This window comes from Psychrobacter sp. Marseille-P5312 (assembly GCF_900291405.1).
In the GTDB taxonomy this organism is placed as follows: domain Bacteria; phylum Pseudomonadota; class Gammaproteobacteria; order Pseudomonadales; family Moraxellaceae; genus Psychrobacter; species Psychrobacter celer.
Genome location: NZ_OLML01000001.1, coordinates 2,684,874 through 2,701,064, shown reverse-complemented (window position 1 = coordinate 2,701,064; position 16,191 = coordinate 2,684,874). Strand labels below are relative to the sequence as shown.

13 protein-coding genes and 2 pseudogenes are annotated in these 16,191 nt (G+C 43.0%); 4 read left to right on the top strand and 11 right to left on the bottom strand.

All coding sequences use genetic code 11. The annotated features are described in order from the left end of the window. Positions 1–72 precede the first annotated feature (72 nt). From prpB to C6W44_RS11610, 3 genes are all read right to left on the bottom strand, one after another. Positions 73–966: a methylisocitrate lyase gene (gene prpB / locus C6W44_RS11620; RefSeq protein WP_105245810.1), complete on the bottom strand. Its 894-nt coding sequence runs from the start codon at positions 964–966 to the stop codon at positions 73–75. 428 nt (positions 967–1,394) lie between these two features. Further along, positions 1,395–2,702, bottom strand: coding sequence for an NRAMP family divalent metal transporter (locus C6W44_RS11615; protein ID WP_105245809.1), 1,308 nt, complete (start codon positions 2,700–2,702; stop codon positions 1,395–1,397). 277 nt (positions 2,703–2,979) lie between these two features. After that, a complete protein-coding gene (locus tag C6W44_RS11610) occupies positions 2,980–4,035 on the bottom strand; it encodes a LysR family transcriptional regulator (RefSeq protein ID WP_105245807.1) in 1,056 nt (351 codons plus the stop codon). Between the two features lie 261 nt (positions 4,036–4,296). Between C6W44_RS11610 and C6W44_RS11605 the strand changes: the two genes are divergently transcribed. From C6W44_RS11605 to C6W44_RS13740, 3 genes and pseudogenes are all read left to right on the top strand, one after another. Continuing rightward, positions 4,297–5,316: a hypothetical protein gene (locus C6W44_RS11605; protein WP_105245805.1), complete on the top strand. Its 1,020-nt coding sequence runs from the start codon at positions 4,297–4,299 to the stop codon at positions 5,314–5,316. Positions 5,317–5,606: 290 nt separating this feature from the next. Beyond that, positions 5,607–5,960: a helix-turn-helix domain-containing protein gene (locus C6W44_RS11600; RefSeq protein ID WP_105245803.1), complete on the top strand. Its 354-nt coding sequence runs from the start codon at positions 5,607–5,609 to the stop codon at positions 5,958–5,960. Between the two features lie 18 nt (positions 5,961–5,978). Further along, positions 5,979–6,203: pseudogene (locus C6W44_RS13740) on the top strand (transposase); the annotation flags it as partial. Here C6W44_RS13740 and C6W44_RS11595 read toward each other — a convergent pair. From C6W44_RS11595 to C6W44_RS11565, 7 genes and pseudogenes are all read right to left on the bottom strand, one after another. Next, a pseudogene (locus C6W44_RS11595) lies at positions 6,191–7,397 on the bottom strand (IS3 family transposase). The pseudogenes C6W44_RS13740 and C6W44_RS11595 sit on opposite strands and share 13 nt — an antisense overlap. Before the next feature lie 188 nt (positions 7,398–7,585). Further along, positions 7,586–9,346, bottom strand: coding sequence for a hypothetical protein (locus C6W44_RS11590; RefSeq protein WP_105245801.1), 1,761 nt, complete (start codon positions 9,344–9,346; stop codon positions 7,586–7,588). A gap of 755 nt (positions 9,347–10,101) precedes the next feature. After that, on the bottom strand, positions 10,102–10,860 hold the full coding sequence (gene truC / locus C6W44_RS11585) for a tRNA pseudouridine(65) synthase TruC (protein WP_105245799.1): 759 nt from the start codon (positions 10,858–10,860) through the stop codon (positions 10,102–10,104). Positions 10,861–11,219: 359 nt separating this feature from the next. Beyond that, positions 11,220–12,347, bottom strand: coding sequence for a zinc-binding dehydrogenase (locus tag C6W44_RS11580; protein ID WP_105245797.1), 1,128 nt, complete (start codon positions 12,345–12,347; stop codon positions 11,220–11,222). A 40-nt stretch (positions 12,348–12,387) separates the two neighbouring features. Continuing rightward, positions 12,388–12,897, bottom strand: a complete 510-nt coding sequence (locus C6W44_RS11575; protein ID WP_199774486.1) for a glutathione binding-like protein — start codon at positions 12,895–12,897, stop codon at positions 12,388–12,390. Positions 12,898–12,962: 65 nt separating this feature from the next. After that, positions 12,963–14,038, bottom strand: a protein-coding gene (locus C6W44_RS11570; RefSeq protein WP_413772322.1) for an IS3 family transposase whose coding sequence is annotated in 2 segments (ribosomal slippage) — positions 12,963–13,792 and positions 13,792–14,038 — 1,077 coding nt in all. Because the reading frame shifts where the segments join, the coding sequence is not laid out codon by codon here. Positions 14,039–14,104: 66 nt separating this feature from the next. Next, positions 14,105–14,257, bottom strand: coding sequence for a glutathione S-transferase N-terminal domain-containing protein (locus tag C6W44_RS11565; protein WP_199774485.1), 153 nt, complete (start codon positions 14,255–14,257; stop codon positions 14,105–14,107). A gap of 197 nt (positions 14,258–14,454) precedes the next feature. On the opposite strand from C6W44_RS11565, the gene C6W44_RS11560 reads away from it, so the two are divergent. Beyond that, positions 14,455–15,375 (top strand): LysR family transcriptional regulator, encoded by a 921-nt coding sequence (locus tag C6W44_RS11560; protein ID WP_105245795.1) that lies wholly within the window; start codon positions 14,455–14,457, stop codon positions 15,373–15,375. 190 nt (positions 15,376–15,565) lie between these two features. On the opposite strand, the gene C6W44_RS11555 is transcribed toward C6W44_RS11560, so the two are convergent. Further along, on the bottom strand, positions 15,566–16,066 hold the full coding sequence (locus tag C6W44_RS11555; RefSeq protein ID WP_227526429.1) for a hypothetical protein: 501 nt from the start codon (positions 16,064–16,066) through the stop codon (positions 15,566–15,568). Positions 16,067–16,191: the final 125 nt, after the last annotated feature.

The window sequence follows — 16,191 nt, the reverse complement described above, 5'->3', positions numbered from 1 at the left end:
ACGAAGATGGTGATGTCATAGTGATAAGCACTTATTATAGATACTTATTGATTGACACTTATTAATCGGTGCTTACTTATTATCTGCAAACAGTTTGTCTAGCGTTTGCTCAAACTCATGATAGTTTAAGAAATCATATAGCTCCATGCGGGTCTGCATGGTATCGACGACGTTTTCTTGTGTGCCGTCATCTAATAAATGCTGATAGACATTGAGGGCGGCTTTGTTCATCGCGCGAAAAGCAGATAAAGGGTACAGCACCATATCGACACCCACTCCATATAGCTGATCGGTGGTGTATAGATCCGTCTGGCCAAACTCTGTCATGTTGGCCAGTACAGGGATATCGAGCACATCGGTAAACTTGCGATACATCTCGATGTCGGTTAACGCTTCTGCAAAAATCATATCAGCGCCGGCCTCAGCAAAAGCAACGGCACGCTCAACCGCCGCGTCCAACCCTTCGACCGATAACGCATCGGTGCGCGCCATGACCACAAAATCAGGGTCGGTTTTGGCATCTAAGGCCGCTTTTAGGCGATCGACCATCTCTGAGATACTGACGATTTCTTTGTTTGGGCGATGGCCGCAGCGTTTTTGTGCCACTTGGTCTTCGATATGTACAGCAGCCACGCCCGCTTTTTCCATTTTTTTGATGGTTTGGGCGATATTAAAAGCGCCACCAAAACCAGTATCGATATCGACCAATAACGGCGTATCTACCGCGTCGGTGATACGGCGCGCATCCTCTAGCACATTATCAAGGCTGGTCATACCCAGATCAGGTAAGCCAAAAGACGCATTGGCCACGCCGCCGCCTGATAGATAGATGGCCTGATGACCGACTTGGGTCGCCATCATCGCGGTATAGGCGTTGATAGTACCGACGATCTGTAAGGGTTGGTTTTGGTCGTTTTTTTGAGCCAAAGCTTGGCGAAAACGTGCGCCAGCGGATAAAGAAGTCATGTGGTGGTCCTTGTTATCGTTTTATGCAAAACACTGAGTATAAAAAGTAAAAAGTGAGGTTGATCGTATTAGTTTTTGATTATACCCAAATATCTACCGATGCAAAGACCCTGCCAAGCTAGGTTTATAAATAATTGCTAATTTATCAGTGAAATAAAAGTAAATCTATTCGTATTTCAAATAGCATTATCCAAAAAGTCATTATTTCTTTGATTTATTATTTATATCCTTTAAATCATTAAAGTACCGGCGAGGTTTTATTTACATTTATTTACAATTACATCTACGCTGGCAGGCTTTGACAAACCAAAGGAGCAGGGGCGTTATCTAGTCGCCAAAAAAAAGCCCTAATAGCAATACTAAAAATGCTAAAAGGGCTTTTATGGCTTGAGCCTTATTCGCTCAAGAAAGAGGTGCTTTTATGCTCTCTAGCCAAACATACCGGTTAGGTTGGCTAAGAACAACAACGCAAAGCTGGCTAAGAAAATAAGCCCAGCGATCGACCAAGCATTCATGCCAGCTGAGAGCTTTTTATGCTTTTTCACCAGTGAGTAGTTGAGCCAGCCAAAGATGGGCGCTGAGACAAAGGCGGAAATCATAGCAAACTTGAGCATCGCGCCAAGCTGACCTGTAAAGAAGGTAATGATTACCAAACCACCACCGATGGCATAAGTTGTCCAAAACGCGACTTGTTTTTTGTTGATTTCCTTTTCACCTTTGAGCAAACGCCAGCACTCTGCATTGGCACGGCCATAACCGTCGGCACAGGTGATGGTGGTGCCAAACATACACATAAAGGCGACGAAGGCGACCAGCAGCCGCGACCACTCACCGATGGTCGCTGTGTACATGTTGATCAACTGATTGATATAAGCGCCGCCAACCAGCTCAATCTCTTGTCCTGAGCCGTACTGCACAAACACGCCAAGTGATAAGAAAAACAGCGCCAAAATCGCAGATACTGAGTAACCGACATTAAAGTCTAGCAAGCCCTGACGGTGGGTCGTATGATCGGTTTTGACCTTGGCAGAGGTCCACATAGAGGTAATGGCAGCAAACTCTAATGGCGCGGGCATCCAGCCCATCAACGCCACAATAAAGCCTAGTGTCGCTAAATTCCATGGCGAGGCGGCAACAAAATCAGCCGCCATCACGGTCGGCTTGCCAGCAGCGATGATGACCGCCGCAACGGTAGCCGTCGTGAGAGCAATCATGATCCATTTGGTCACGCCATCGAGTACCTTATAGTGACCTGCAATCAAAAAGAACCACGATACAGCCACAATGATGAACGATAACGTCATCGTCGATAGACCAAGAGAGGCGGGCAGCATAAAGCCTAATATCACCGCAGCAATCAGTGACACAGCGCCGGTACTGATGACGGCAGACAAGATAGATAGGATAAAGTACACCCAAAGATAGACCTTTGAGCGCTTGGCATAGCCAGCAATCAGACTCTCACCTGTGTCATAGACATAATCAGTACCAAAGCGAAAAAACGGATACTTAACGACGTTGGCCAAAATAATCATGATCGCAAGCTGCCAGCCATATATCGCGCCAGCCTGCGTTGATGAGATCAGATGCGAGCCGCCGATAGCGGCCGTCGCCATCAAAATCCCTGGGCCAAAGATACGCCAGCTAAAGCCCTTAGGCTGCTGCGCCTCATCGGTTGCGCTGTCGGTCGCGTCGGTGCTTGCAATGCGAGAGTTGTTGAGTGGTTGTGTGGACATGAATACCTCGAGATGTTTGAACGGCGAATCATCACTTACCTGTGTCAGTCTGCCAATGAACGGTCATGAATATTTTATTACCTTTAATAAAACGATTCATATTGTATCGACTTTAGCACACCGAAGCTGTTCAGGAGAATGATTATTCTAATAACTATTACTAATTGTTTGCATGCCCATTCTCGATAGTTAGCATAATTGCATATAAATATCAAGAGTTTGGACGAATTTTTTTGGCCGTTCTTTATAACATAATAATCGTTCGATATCTGATAATTTAAGGCATCGAGGCAAATTTTTGTGGTCGATAGGTGATACCGCGCTGCTCATACACTTGATACGTCGCGGTGAGTAGGTCGGGGATGCTTGGATGAACGCAGTCTTTGAGCGTATGTAAATAAATAGGGGAGGTGGCGTTTTCGTGAATGAGGCGCTGATAGCTGATCTGCTCGGTACGGACAGTGCTTAGGCTGGCAGGCACCAGCGTGATCCCTTCGCCTGCCGCCACTAGGCCCAGCGCTACTTGTAAGTCACTCACTGTCGTGGTCATAAATGGTGATACACCGTATTGGGCAAATAAATGCAGCAGCGGCTCGGTGATCGGCTCGTTTTGTCCTAGCGGCGCTTGAGAGTCCAATGACGTATGCTGCTGAGCTGCAGAATCGGTATCGATTGGCGAAGAGGCCGGCGACTTAGGCTTTGATGACGAAAAAGCTGTCGATACTGTGGTGGCTATCGGTAGATGCGTTTGATGGTATAAAATCAGGCGGTTATTTGCCAAATCGATCAAACGCTGCGCACGCACCTGCGCAAGCGGATGCGCCTTGGGCAAGGCCACCACGTAGCGCTCATGACGTAGGAGTATCTGCTGAATCCAAGGATCTTGGTGAGCGAATCGCCCAAAACCAATGTCAATCTCGCCAGATTTTAGGGCATCGATCTGCTGATAAGAGCTGATGTCTTTAAGATTGACATCGATATCAGGATTTGACTGCTTTAGGGTGGCGATAATGTCGGGTAGTAGCCCATACAGCACCGATGGCACAAAGCCGATATTGAGTGTGCTACTGGGCATAGATAAGCGCTGAGTCATGCTGGTGACTGCCTCAATCTCTGTCAGTACGGCACTGATTTTTTCATAAAAAAACGCCCCCGCATCTGTCAAATGCAACGGCCGATGGTAACGATCAATGAGCACCACCCCCATCTCTGTCTCAAGCTGTTTGATCAGGCGACTCAGACTTGGCTGCGACAAACCTGTCTCGGTTGCCGCTGCGCTAAAGCTGCGTAGATCTGCAATCGCAATGAACGCCTTCAGTTGTTTTAAATCCATATCTGAGTGCCTGTTATATCTATTGTTGTCTTTATACTGTATTTAAAACGTTGGCAACGCGCCTGACATGATGAAAGAACCATCATACGTTTGAAAAAATCAAGCGCGCCCTGTAAGGGTAAATAGGTAAAACCTACAAATTGTGCTTGAAGATAGAGCAGTAGGCAATTATATTGGCCGTAACGGTGCTGTTACATTTGGCAAATAAACTGTATCATCCTTTATCTAATGGTAATAGTATAACTGGCTCGGTATCATTCTATGAACGATATAAATAGTGACAGTAGTATTGATCTTGAAGCAAAGCTTGATACAAAGTTGGCAAAAAAGATTGCCAATGCTAAAAATCGCAGAGACAAGCGCAATGGTGATATCTACAAGCGTTTTTTGCAACGCGTGCAGCACCCTGAGCCTCATAAAAAACTAGAGCCTCTAAAAAGCGCACATCATCTGCCTGCTTATGAGCCGTTGACCGACGAAGAGCTACAATGGTTTGCCAGTCAAGATAAGCATGACAGCCAGCCAAAACAGCCGCCAAAAGACCCAACAGCTGCGGCACCAGATACTGAGCGCGACAACGACAAACTTGATTTTACGCTGGATTTTTCTGAGCCAGATAGCACGACCTCTCACAGTGTATCAACGCCTGAGGGTGGGGTAGATACCGATAAAGGGACGGGCAGTGTATTTAGCGCAGATATTGTAGAAATAGATAGCGGCGTAGCGCCAAAGCATCACATCGACGACCATGAACCACAGGATCGTCAAGCGGCTGCCAGCACAGAGGTTGAGGCTAGCAGCTATCAAATTACCGACTCTCAAAGCCAAAGTATCGATCCTCAAGACGAGCAAGCGCTGGCAAGTAAACGCAAACCATCAACACTCATTATCGGTATCGGCTCAGTACTTTTGGCAGCGGCCGTGCTGGGTTATGCCGCCATCACTTATTTCTCTAGCGATACAAAAGACAACCCTACACAAAGTACAGAAGCCACAACCCCTGATGTAGCTGTAGCGACTCAGCAAGAGCAAGATGCAATGACAGACACCAATGCAACTGCTGATCATACAGCGTCAAGCGACTCTGCTGCAGCACTTAGCTCGGATAAATCAGACGAAATCGCCACAACCGAGCAGCCAGCTGACGAAAGTCAAAACAATGCTGCCTCAACCAGCGAGGATGAGGATTTGGATACTGAGTTGGATGCTGAGCCTGTGATTACTTACGAAGAATTTAAAGATGAATCACAAACCACCTTGTACCGCGAGACCAATGATTGATGATGTTCCTTGTAGGGTGGACTGACCATACAGTGCTTAGCAAGGCAATGTCTAGTAAGCGCTAATATAATCACTGATATAGTATTTTATAGACCTTATTTAACTTATGTTTACCTAGAGTTCAGTTCACTAATATTGATATAAAAACATGTAATTAAATCAATAACTTAAATATATTTTTTCAAATATAAAAAAAGTAAGTTCACGAACTAATGGTTTTATATTAGACCTCTTGCAAAAGTAGTTGTAAGACACAACGTATATTATTGAACGCTACTTACATAATAGATATGCCAAACATAGATAAGCTACTCAAACAAAGTGACGCTGATTTTAAACGCTATACAGGCATTCATAAAGCCACCTTTTATGACATGCTTGAGGCCATGCAAGAGCATGAAGCATCTAAAACCAAATCAGGCAGACCAAGTGTGCTCAGTCTTAAAGCACAAATACTATTAGCCCTGACTTATTGGCGTGAATACCGCACGCTTTATCATATCAGTATGGACTTTGGTATTCATGAGTCTTCTGCTAGCCGTATCATTCGTAAAGTAGAAGACACACTGATTGACTCTGGCAAGTTTGAATTGCCTAAAAAGCTGCCCAGTCGTCATTGTCGACGCCACCGAAACCCCAATTGAGCGTCCAAAAAAAACCAAAGCGACTACTACAGCGGCAAGAAAAAACAACACACCTTAAAAGCGCAGGTTATCGTCCATTGGCAAACCGGCTTGATACTCGATGTGCAAACCTGTAAAGGGTCAATCCACGATTTTAAGCTGTATAAAGATACTTGTCCTGATTGGTTACCTGAGAATACTAACTTGACCCCTGCCGTCAAATCCGTACACATAAACTTGGGAGATTTTAATTACGCAGCCTGACGATAATAATCAAACCACACCTGTCTTGGCGATTGATAGCCCAAACCCTTTTGAATCCTCGTCTGATTGTAGTACAGCTCCATATAACTGATAATATCATTGATGGCTGTGAACCTTGTTTTATAGTCTTGATGATATACCAGCTCATTCTTTAATGTGCCCCAGAAGCTTTCTATCGGAGCGTTATCGAAACAGTTGCCTTTGCCGCTCATTGAGCCTATAAATTGATGCTGCTTAATGGTCTTGTGGTAGGCGTGACTGCAATACTGCCTCTGTCTGAATGAACGATTAGCCCTTTGCTTGGACGTTTATTCTTGATGGCCATATTTAGTGCTTTGCAAACTAAATCTGCGGTCATACGCTTGTTAATAGCGTAACCGACAAGCTCTTTGACCCCTGCTAAGTACAGCCAACCCTCATTCGTCCAGATATAGGTGATGTCGCTGACCCACGACTCGTTAGGGCGCTTAGCATCAAACTTCTGATCCAGTACGTTTGGATAGACCAGCTTGTTGTGATTGGGGTCGGTGGTGACTTTAAAGCGCTTATGACGACGACATTTAATGCCGTGTTCCTCTTTGATGCTTCTTACCATATATAGGCTAATGTCATGCCCTTGCTCGCTTAGATGAGCATGCAGTCGATCTGCGCCATAACGTTCTTTCGTTTCATTGTGAGCCGCTTTAACCAGTAATTCAGACTGGTTGCGATGTATCTGTTGGTCGCTGAGATCACGACTTAGCCAGTCGTAATAGCTTGATGGCTTAACCCTTAACACACGGCACATAGTGGTGATGCGAAAGAGGAACTGGTTGTCTTTGATAAAGGCGTACCTGACTAACTGTTTCTCACGAAGTACGCCGTCGCCTCATTCGAGCATAGCTCTCCCCTTGCGTCGGGGCGAAGCAGTGCTTCGCTTTATCCCTCCTCATTTAGTATTTCGCGCTCCTCTTCGGCAACTTTAAGCTGCCGCTTGAGCTGCTTTATTTCTTGAAGAGCACTCATAAGATCAGGATCATATTGTTCTGTGCCAATAAGCTTGCCTTGATTGGCTTTGTTATGCCAATTTGATAGCGTTTGCATGGCGATGCCAAGTTGCTTTGCGGTCGCTGAAATATTGCCGTTGTTATCCGCTATCTTCTTGACGGCTTCAGCTTTAAATTCGTCACTGTAGGTTCTTACTTTCTTGGTCATGGTAAACTCCTGTCAATACGCTTAGTTTACCAAGTTTATCTCTACGGTTTCTTCAGCATAGCTCAAAATGGCAGTTACACAGAATCTGGGATGGTCTCAACTAACTATCTAGATCAAGTGCTATGACAGTAAATTTTTTATCTATCAATAGCACTTGATCTAAGTGTTTAAATAGAGCCATGCTGTACTTAAGTAATTGCCAACTCTTTATGCGTTATATATCTATTACTTAGAGGATCCCACAATGGATTAGCTTCAAAAACATTGTAATTTACTATTTGGCTTATAGATTCGATTTTAAGCTTCCTTGGATCTTCAGGTAATTGCAATATCCTCGGTAGACGAGTGATTCCTAGTTTTCCATCTGCTAACGCATAATGTCTATAATTTCTATCTATCATTTCATCGCATTCTAATTCTACATAGACCATACCTTGTTCTTGAATTTTAGCCATACGAACTATAGATGTAAAAAAATCTTTTTTAAGAAGTAACTTCTCTTTATTAATATCCTTCAGCGTGTAATTAGGCTTTCTTCCTAACGCTATTTTTTCCCAAAAGCTTCCATTATTTTTAACTTGGGAGTAATTATTAAGATTTTCTTTTAAGTCTCTAAGTTCTTTCATAGATACTTTAGTCGCATTTATTTTTTCTTGAACCTTCAGGAGTGGTGTAGTCATAACATCGGTGCGCTCCTCTATACTTAAATCTTGCGAGAGAATAAAACCATAAGATTTCGTTAGCAATTTTCTTAGCGCCATTAATTTAATTAACAAAATCCCACTACTGTTGATGTTACTGACCAAAGGTTGCAATCTAAAATCGTGAACGCTTTCTATCATCTGTTTGATTAATTTATCTAAGTGATAAAATAGGTAGCCTTGATCCACTTTGTTATGAAGTGTGGCTTGAATTCTGGGTAGTTTTTGAAGTATTAATATAGAAACTTGCTTTTCATAATTTAACATACGCTCATTCACAACAGCGTCTGTAGAAGCGCCAGTTTGTTCTAAACGTTCTTTGAGTAAGGGTTTTAAGTACTTACTTTCCAAAGACTTGATTTCTTTAATAAAACTAAGAAGTGTATCTGGAGTCCCGAGATCCAGTGTATAAAAGCGACTCATAGCATAAGCCACACTAGATAGATACTCTGAATTTTGCATCTCATTTTTTTTGATAACAACATGGGTCAGATAAGTGTATTTCTCCGATCCACTAGTTTCTTCATGAAGAAAGCGCCGAAATGAATAAGGGTTCTTTCCAGATACATCTGAATTTCCAACTAAAAACCAATAATCTTGTCCTTCTACAACAAAAAACTTTCTACTTTTTCCCTCATTTCTAATGAAAGCAGGTACATCAGTAAGATCTTGAAAATCTAGATCTGTAGAATCCCACTGGCGGAAATCTTGCCCTTGTATTTTTTGCTTGATAAAGACCTCCTTTAAGTAAGATTTAACTATAGAAGAATCAAGTTTTCGAAGCCCAGAAGAAACTTTCAACTCAACAGTATCTAACCATTGTGCCAAGTCATATAAAAAAGCGACACGTATATTTTTTATATTCTCATATTCATTTTGTATATTAAGGTTGTCCAGACAACGAAATATTGCTTCGATTTCATCAGCAAGTTTTGAAGCATCATAATACGTAGAGCGTGAAGCAATAATGTTAGACATATTTGTTACTAGAGCTAATAGATCAGGCTCCTGAACATGGGTGCTAGCCATGACTTCTCTTAACGTAATAGGATGCCTATGGGCTAAATTTCTATCAGCGTCAAGATAAATACCTCGAGGCACAAGTATATGGTTGTAGATACTGGCAACACTCTCTCGATCTAATTCAGGTAGTATAGATTGAAGCACTTCAGGCCAATCCGAGCTTAGGTTAGGATCCAAAGATTTTAATTTATAAAGCTGATAGTCAGAAAGATCATAAATATTCATCAGAATTTTCCATGTGAAAACCGTAATTCATAGAGAGTAGGTTAACCAAATATGTCTCTTGTACTTCCAGAGGCCTGATAGGAGAAATGTTAACTTAAGAAATCCATCAAACACTTTAATTAAACTAATAAATTGAGCAAGCCAAATATTTTGCAAACAATAGCCCACATTGTCAATCTAAGAAACGTAACGTACAGTAAAGGAAACAATAGTTTAAGAAAAATATATACCCAGAAACATAGAAGCACTGTGATCTAAGGAGCGTTTACCCGATACAAAAAATATGGGCTTATCTGCTATCACTTTTCACCAAACCTATTAAAAAGGCCATTATCTGTTTACAATGGCTTTGATTTCTGAATAAGAGAGCGGCTCTGAAAGCATAATATTCACGTTCTGAGCGTGTTTAAGTACTGATTTAATTGGGGTCAAATACTCCCTCAATACTCTCTAATCGCAGAATACGCCCAATGGCGAACGGCATCGAACAGGGTGCAGTTTCCACCTAGTCCGTATTCTTTTTCTGTGTTTGTTAAAGGTCTGAGATCAAAAAATTCAGCCAGATAGTTCAGCTCATAGACTTCTTTTTTCCATACATCAGTTCACTAATGATCGTGCATCGGATTGTTGGTACTGTAGTATATATTTTTGATCAAAATATCCCTGTGTATGACATTGAATTCACTTGGCTGTAGCACCAGCATGTCAACTCCTTTGAAGTGAGTTTCTAAGATAAACCCTAAATTTTACGCTATTCAATTTTTAGCGCTCTCTACCCAAGAAAACTCTTCCATAATGCGCATCCATTGATCGTCTAATTCCGCTGTTAGCAACAACGGCTCACCAGTGACTGGATGGCTGAGCGCTAAAGTCTGAGCATGTAGCAGCATACGCGCGCAATCATATTGAGTACGAAAAAATCGATTGTGCCGTCCATCGCCGTGGCTGGTATCACCCACGATGTGATGGAATAAATGTCTCATGTGCCGACGCAGCTGATGCTTGCGCCCGGTCTCGGGGGTTAAGCGCATTAAACTATAGCGGGTAGTATCATGCTTTTTTGACACTGCAAATGGCAGCTCAATCTGTGCCAAACGTCGCCAATGGGTCACTGCCTCTTGAGCGGGTTTGTCTAAATTGGCGAATTTATCGGCAATGGCATCGGGCTTAAAACTCAACGCATAATCAACGGTGCCTTGCTCTGGCATAAAGCCGCGCACCACAGCTAAATACTGCTTGGTTACCTTGTGTTCAGTAAAAGCCTCGGTAAGGCTGCGCGCCACAGCAGAGCTCTTGGCAAACAACAATACGCCTGATGTAGGTTTGTCTAACCGATGTACCGGGAATACATGGCAACCTACCGCATCACGGGTGAGTTGCATGGCAAAGCGTGTCTCGCCTTTGTCCAGCCAACTGCGATGCACCAAGAGACCAGCCTCTTTATTAATCGCTACCAAAAATTCATCCTCATAGATGATTTCTACTTGGTTAGCGATACCGCTTTCGATATCCATGTTTTCCGTATCCATACTTTAAATATGGATATTATATATCTGCTGGCTTTTATATGTGTCTTTTTTATTGCGCCTGTCGTGGCATAATAAATTTGCACTATGTTTTTAGAGAAAAAAACCTGTACACAAATGAAAGATGAGTAGAGTCAACCATATGTAAGTAAAAGGCTGACGATCGTAAATAAATTTCCAAAGACTGCTTCTTGTTTTCATAACGGATGTCATGGTAAATAACTTTAGTCGTTTTTGTTAGGTTAATTTACTAATGACACGCTATCTTCTATTACCAGCAAGCAAATAAAAAAGCAGATATCATCGATATCTGCTTTTTTTATTTCAAACTGTTCTTTAACTAACAATTAACCCTGAGGCGTGATTAAGTACTTTTCACCAGTCGCTTGTTTGCCATAAGCTTTGATAGACTCTAATTGTAGCGCTTCTTCTAGCGTGACTTCATGCGTATAGCTGCTAGCAAATGTGGTGGTGATTTCTTCTGCAACCCGCTTACGCATTGACTTGACCGTCTCATTACCCAATTTTCCAAGAGCATTGAACAATAAAAACCCATTCACGCCCCAAGCAAAACCGAAGTTACGATTGATGGTGATCGGGCCACGGTCTAATGCGCCATAAATATATGCTTGTTTGAACGTGTTTGAGCCATAAACGTTGTATTCTTCCACATCACGGGTAATGGCCGCTTCCATGCAGTTTAGGATGTCGATGGTTAATTTTCCGCCACCAACGGGATCAAACGAGATGGTAGCACCTGTCTCGACAATTGCTGCGGTTAAGTCCGCTGTGAACGACTCGCTGCTTGAGTTGACCACATATTTTGCGCCCATATCACGCAACAGTTTTTCTTGCGCTTCTTTACGAACGATGTTGATCAGATCAATCCCATCAGCCATACAGAGGCGATTGAGCATTTGACCAAGGCTAGACGCCGCTGCCGCATGAATGATGGCTTTATGGCCTTCAGCGCGCATGGTTTCGACCATCGCAAGTGAGGTGAGGGGATTTACAAACGATGAGGCCGCCTCCATAGCCGTGGTGCCTTCTGTCATTTCTAGGCAGCTTTTGACATGGACACAGTGATACTTACGATACGTACCGCCGCCAATCACAGCCACCACTTTACCCATCAAAGCTTGCGCTGCTGGCGAAGAACCTGCTGCGACAACCGTACCTGCGCCTTCGTTGCCCACAGGCGTGTCTTTATTCACCCGTGTTTTTAGGGCGGGCATGAATTTCGCGGGTACATCAGCGGTAATGACAGGGCTGTCATCGGTGCCCGACTGTACGGCAGTTGACATGTCAGCAGCGCTAAACATGACCCCAAAGTCAGAGGGGTTCAATGGTGCCGCTTCGATGCGCACAACCACTTCATCGGCACCGGGCTGCGGCATGTCGATATCTTTTAAAGACAAGGTGAGTTTGTTGTCGTCACTGATGGTTGAAACCAGTTGCTTATTTTTATCGGTCATAATTTTGCTCCTGCATTATTAATATTTATTTTAAATAATCTTATTTAGGCTGCGCCGCCTGTATCTGGGCTTTCACGTGTGTCATAAATTCAGGCATATTGGCCAAGCGGTCTGCTTCTATTTTTTGAGCAATATCAGATTGGCTCATGGTGTCACTCCATTCTTTCATGCCAGGTATCTCTGCCAACACGTCCCAGTCAAACTGGGTTGAGGCACAGGCTTTGACCACGACATTCACATAGTGCATATAGATGTCGGCCATTGTGAGCTCTTTACCGGCAATCCACGGCGAAAACTGGCATAAGCGATTGAGAGCAGGGATGCCGCGTGTGAGTACTTGATGCACTTCTTCTTTGACGGCGTCAGGGGCGTTGGTGCCTGAAAACACATAAGGAATGAGGCGGCGGCTTGGCAATTCAAAATACAGCTCTGCTATCTTCATGATTTGCCGCACAATCGCACGCTCTGTAGCAGATTTAGGATATAGCGGTATGGCAGGGTAGGTCTCTTCTATAAAGTCACAAATGACGCTCGACTCCGAGAGCGTCATACCTTCATCCGTTGTGATAGCAGGTGTAAATACCCCATTCTTAACACAACATCATCGTAGAATAATTAAGCCACCTGTCTGTACTCAGCAGGTGTCATATCATTAAGTAAATCATGGGGTCTTTCGGTGTTATAAACCGTGATCCATTCCTCAGTCAGTTGACTGACCTCATTTAAATCATTGAATAAATAACAATCCAAGACCTCATTGCGGTAACTACGATTAAACCGTTCAATATAAGCATTCTGATAAGGACAGCCAGGCTCGATATAATCAATATAGATGCCATGAGCTGATGCCCAATCAGTGAATATGCTGGATGTAAACTCACTGCCGTTATCCACACGAATTTGCTTAGGGTAACCATGCCACTCAGCCAACTGATCAAGGTAGCGAATTACTCGGAGTGAGGGCATACTGGTACCAATATCAATACCTAATACTTCACGGTTGTAATCATCAATCACATTAAAGGTTCGAAAGCGAATATTGTTGTGCAGCTTATCGCTCATAAAGTCCATAGACCAAGTATGACCCAATGCGTTTGGCACACTTAACGGCTGAGGATGACGTGTTGGTAGCCGTCTTTTAGACTTACGGCGTAGGTTTAAGTTTAACGCGGTATAAACACGATGTACGCGCTTGTGATTCCAAGAATAGCCAAGCTTGCGTATACGCTTAAAACACTTAGGGAAACCCCAACGATTGTGCTTATCTGTTAGCTCATTTAAGACATCAATAATCTCACTATCATCAGATAGCTTAGGCTTATAGTAGTAAGCGGTTCGACTCATACAGACAACCTGACAACTCACTGCAATGCTGACATCATACTGTGCCTGTAATTCTTGCGCCCAGACTTTGCGCTCGGGTACAGGCGCTATAGCTTTTTTATGATATCTTCCTGCATTTGCGCTTTAAGGCTTAAATCAGCATACATCTGTTTAAGCCTACGGTTTTCTTCTTCAAGCTCTTTTAGTCGCGTGACATCAGAGGCTTCCATACCTCCATACTTGGAACGCCATTTATAGAAAGTCGAGCTAGCAATTCCGTATTTACGGCACAGCTCTTTAGCAGGTATCCCAGCTTCTGCTTCTTTTAATATGGATACTATTTGCGTCTCAGTCATTCGTTTGCTCATATCAAAACTCCTTATGGGTATTTTATAAGAAATTCTACGTTTGAGCTGTGTTAGCTTAGGGGATAGTTACACAGGCACTTTACCGACTGGGTTGATGGGCAGCAGCGCATCGCTACCAGCATAAATAAGGTTTTCTTGAAAGGGCAACGCTTTGTACAACAGAGCGTGTTTCACTATATTGTAGTAGTTGCTTGCGGGGAAACCGTGCAAAGTAATCATAAATTATTTTTCTATTATTGATGGATGGGTTTTTTAGGATGAACGCTAAATCTGACTATATTATTACTGTTTTTAATACCGTTATATATAGCACAAATTGTGAATCACTCTTGCTTTTAAGACAATAATAAAGCCAAAATGCTTAATGATTGATACTGACATGTTAGTCATCGAATATTATTGAATGGAGACAGGACTTGGATCAACTGCGTGCAATACGATATTTTAGTAAAGTGGTCGAAACAGGCAGCTTTACCAAAGCGGCGAAGGTATATGGTGTGCCGCCATCTTCACTATCTAGGCGAGTGTCTGACTTAGAAAAGAGCTTGGGCGCGACACTATTAACGCATTCGACTCGGATCGTTAAGCTGACGGAAGTAGGGCAGGTTTACTATGACGATATGCAGCACGTATTAAATCAGCTAGAGCAAAGCAAAGAAACGGTGCGTAGCTACCAAACAACGCCAATGGGACGTCTACGCATCAGCTCGATGGTGGGTTTTGGGGAAAAGATACTGCTGCCTTTATTAGACGAATTTAGCGAATTGTATCCAAAAATAGTGCTGGATGTCAGTTTGAGTGACGAGCTGTCAACACTTGGGCGCGATGATGTTGATATCGCTATTCGTGGTGGCTACGCGCCAAATGAGCGAGTATTTGCGATACGGCTGATGGACAATAGTTTTATTCCTGTCGCGTCACCGCGCTACTTGAAAACCCATGGCGTGCCAAGTAACACACTAGAACTAAGGAATCATAATGGGCTGTATTTTAAGACACCAACAGGGCCAACGCCTTGGTTATGCCATATGGATGGTCAATGGCATGATGTCTCAGGACCCGCGGTAGCGATATCAAATAATGGGTCGTGGCTGGCGAAAAAAGCGAGCGCTGGTGAAGGTATTTTAATGTCTACTCGGTGGGCGTTGGCTGAGTATCTTGAATCAGGCGCCTTACAAGAGATTAAGTTTGAGCAAACGTTGGCCATCACGCAGTACGCTGACATGGCCATATATTTGTTATATCAAAAACAGCGCTACTCAGTACCCAAAGTAAAGGCGGCGGTAGATTTTTTAGTTGAAAGAATAAAAGTGACTAACGTCACGAATGCGCGGTAAAAAAAGTCACCAAATAGATTCTATTTAACATAATATACATTATGCGAAAACAAACCAATGCTTTTAATAGATTACCGATAAGCTTTTATACATACTGATTCGACGATTTTACTTACGTTACTTTCTATTGATGCTCCCAGCAAATCATCAATCCGTCACCAAACCAATCCATTACCATACTTTTCTCAAACTAACGGCAAGCTTTTAGCAAATGCTCACGCAGCGATTTTCCTTGATCAGTTAATATCACGTCTGCCACTTGGCAATTTTTATTATCACAAATCAAATCATAATAGACATCGCCGCCTTGTGCCAAGCTGACTTTAACCAGCCCTTTATCGGTGATAGCAAACTGCTTGTCTTGCTGATAATCAGGATCCTGTGAGTTCCATAATACATCGTAACCCACATGACAAGACATTTGCGCTGTCTCAAAATATGTTTGTTCTAACTGCATGGCGTTTTGCAGCGCTGTATTGGCGTATTGTTGCAGGACGACTGGATTATCCATCCCTTCATTACGGATGTCTTGCTCATACATCTGGCGAATGGTTTGTAGTTTTTGCGCGTTATATGTCTGCGCGCCTGTTGTCGTATTACTCTTTGTAACATTACTTGCTGCATGAGCAAACGTCGCAAATCCTGTCGCGAGCGATATCAGTATGGGTATCAATGGTTTAATAATCTGCATGGGTCAATTTACCCTATTTTTTTACACAAATAGCTATTAACCATTACATCACACTCATATTAGGGCTGTGCTGTCTTATCGTATCATTCAGGTTGAGATAATTAACAATTGTCGCTTTGCATACT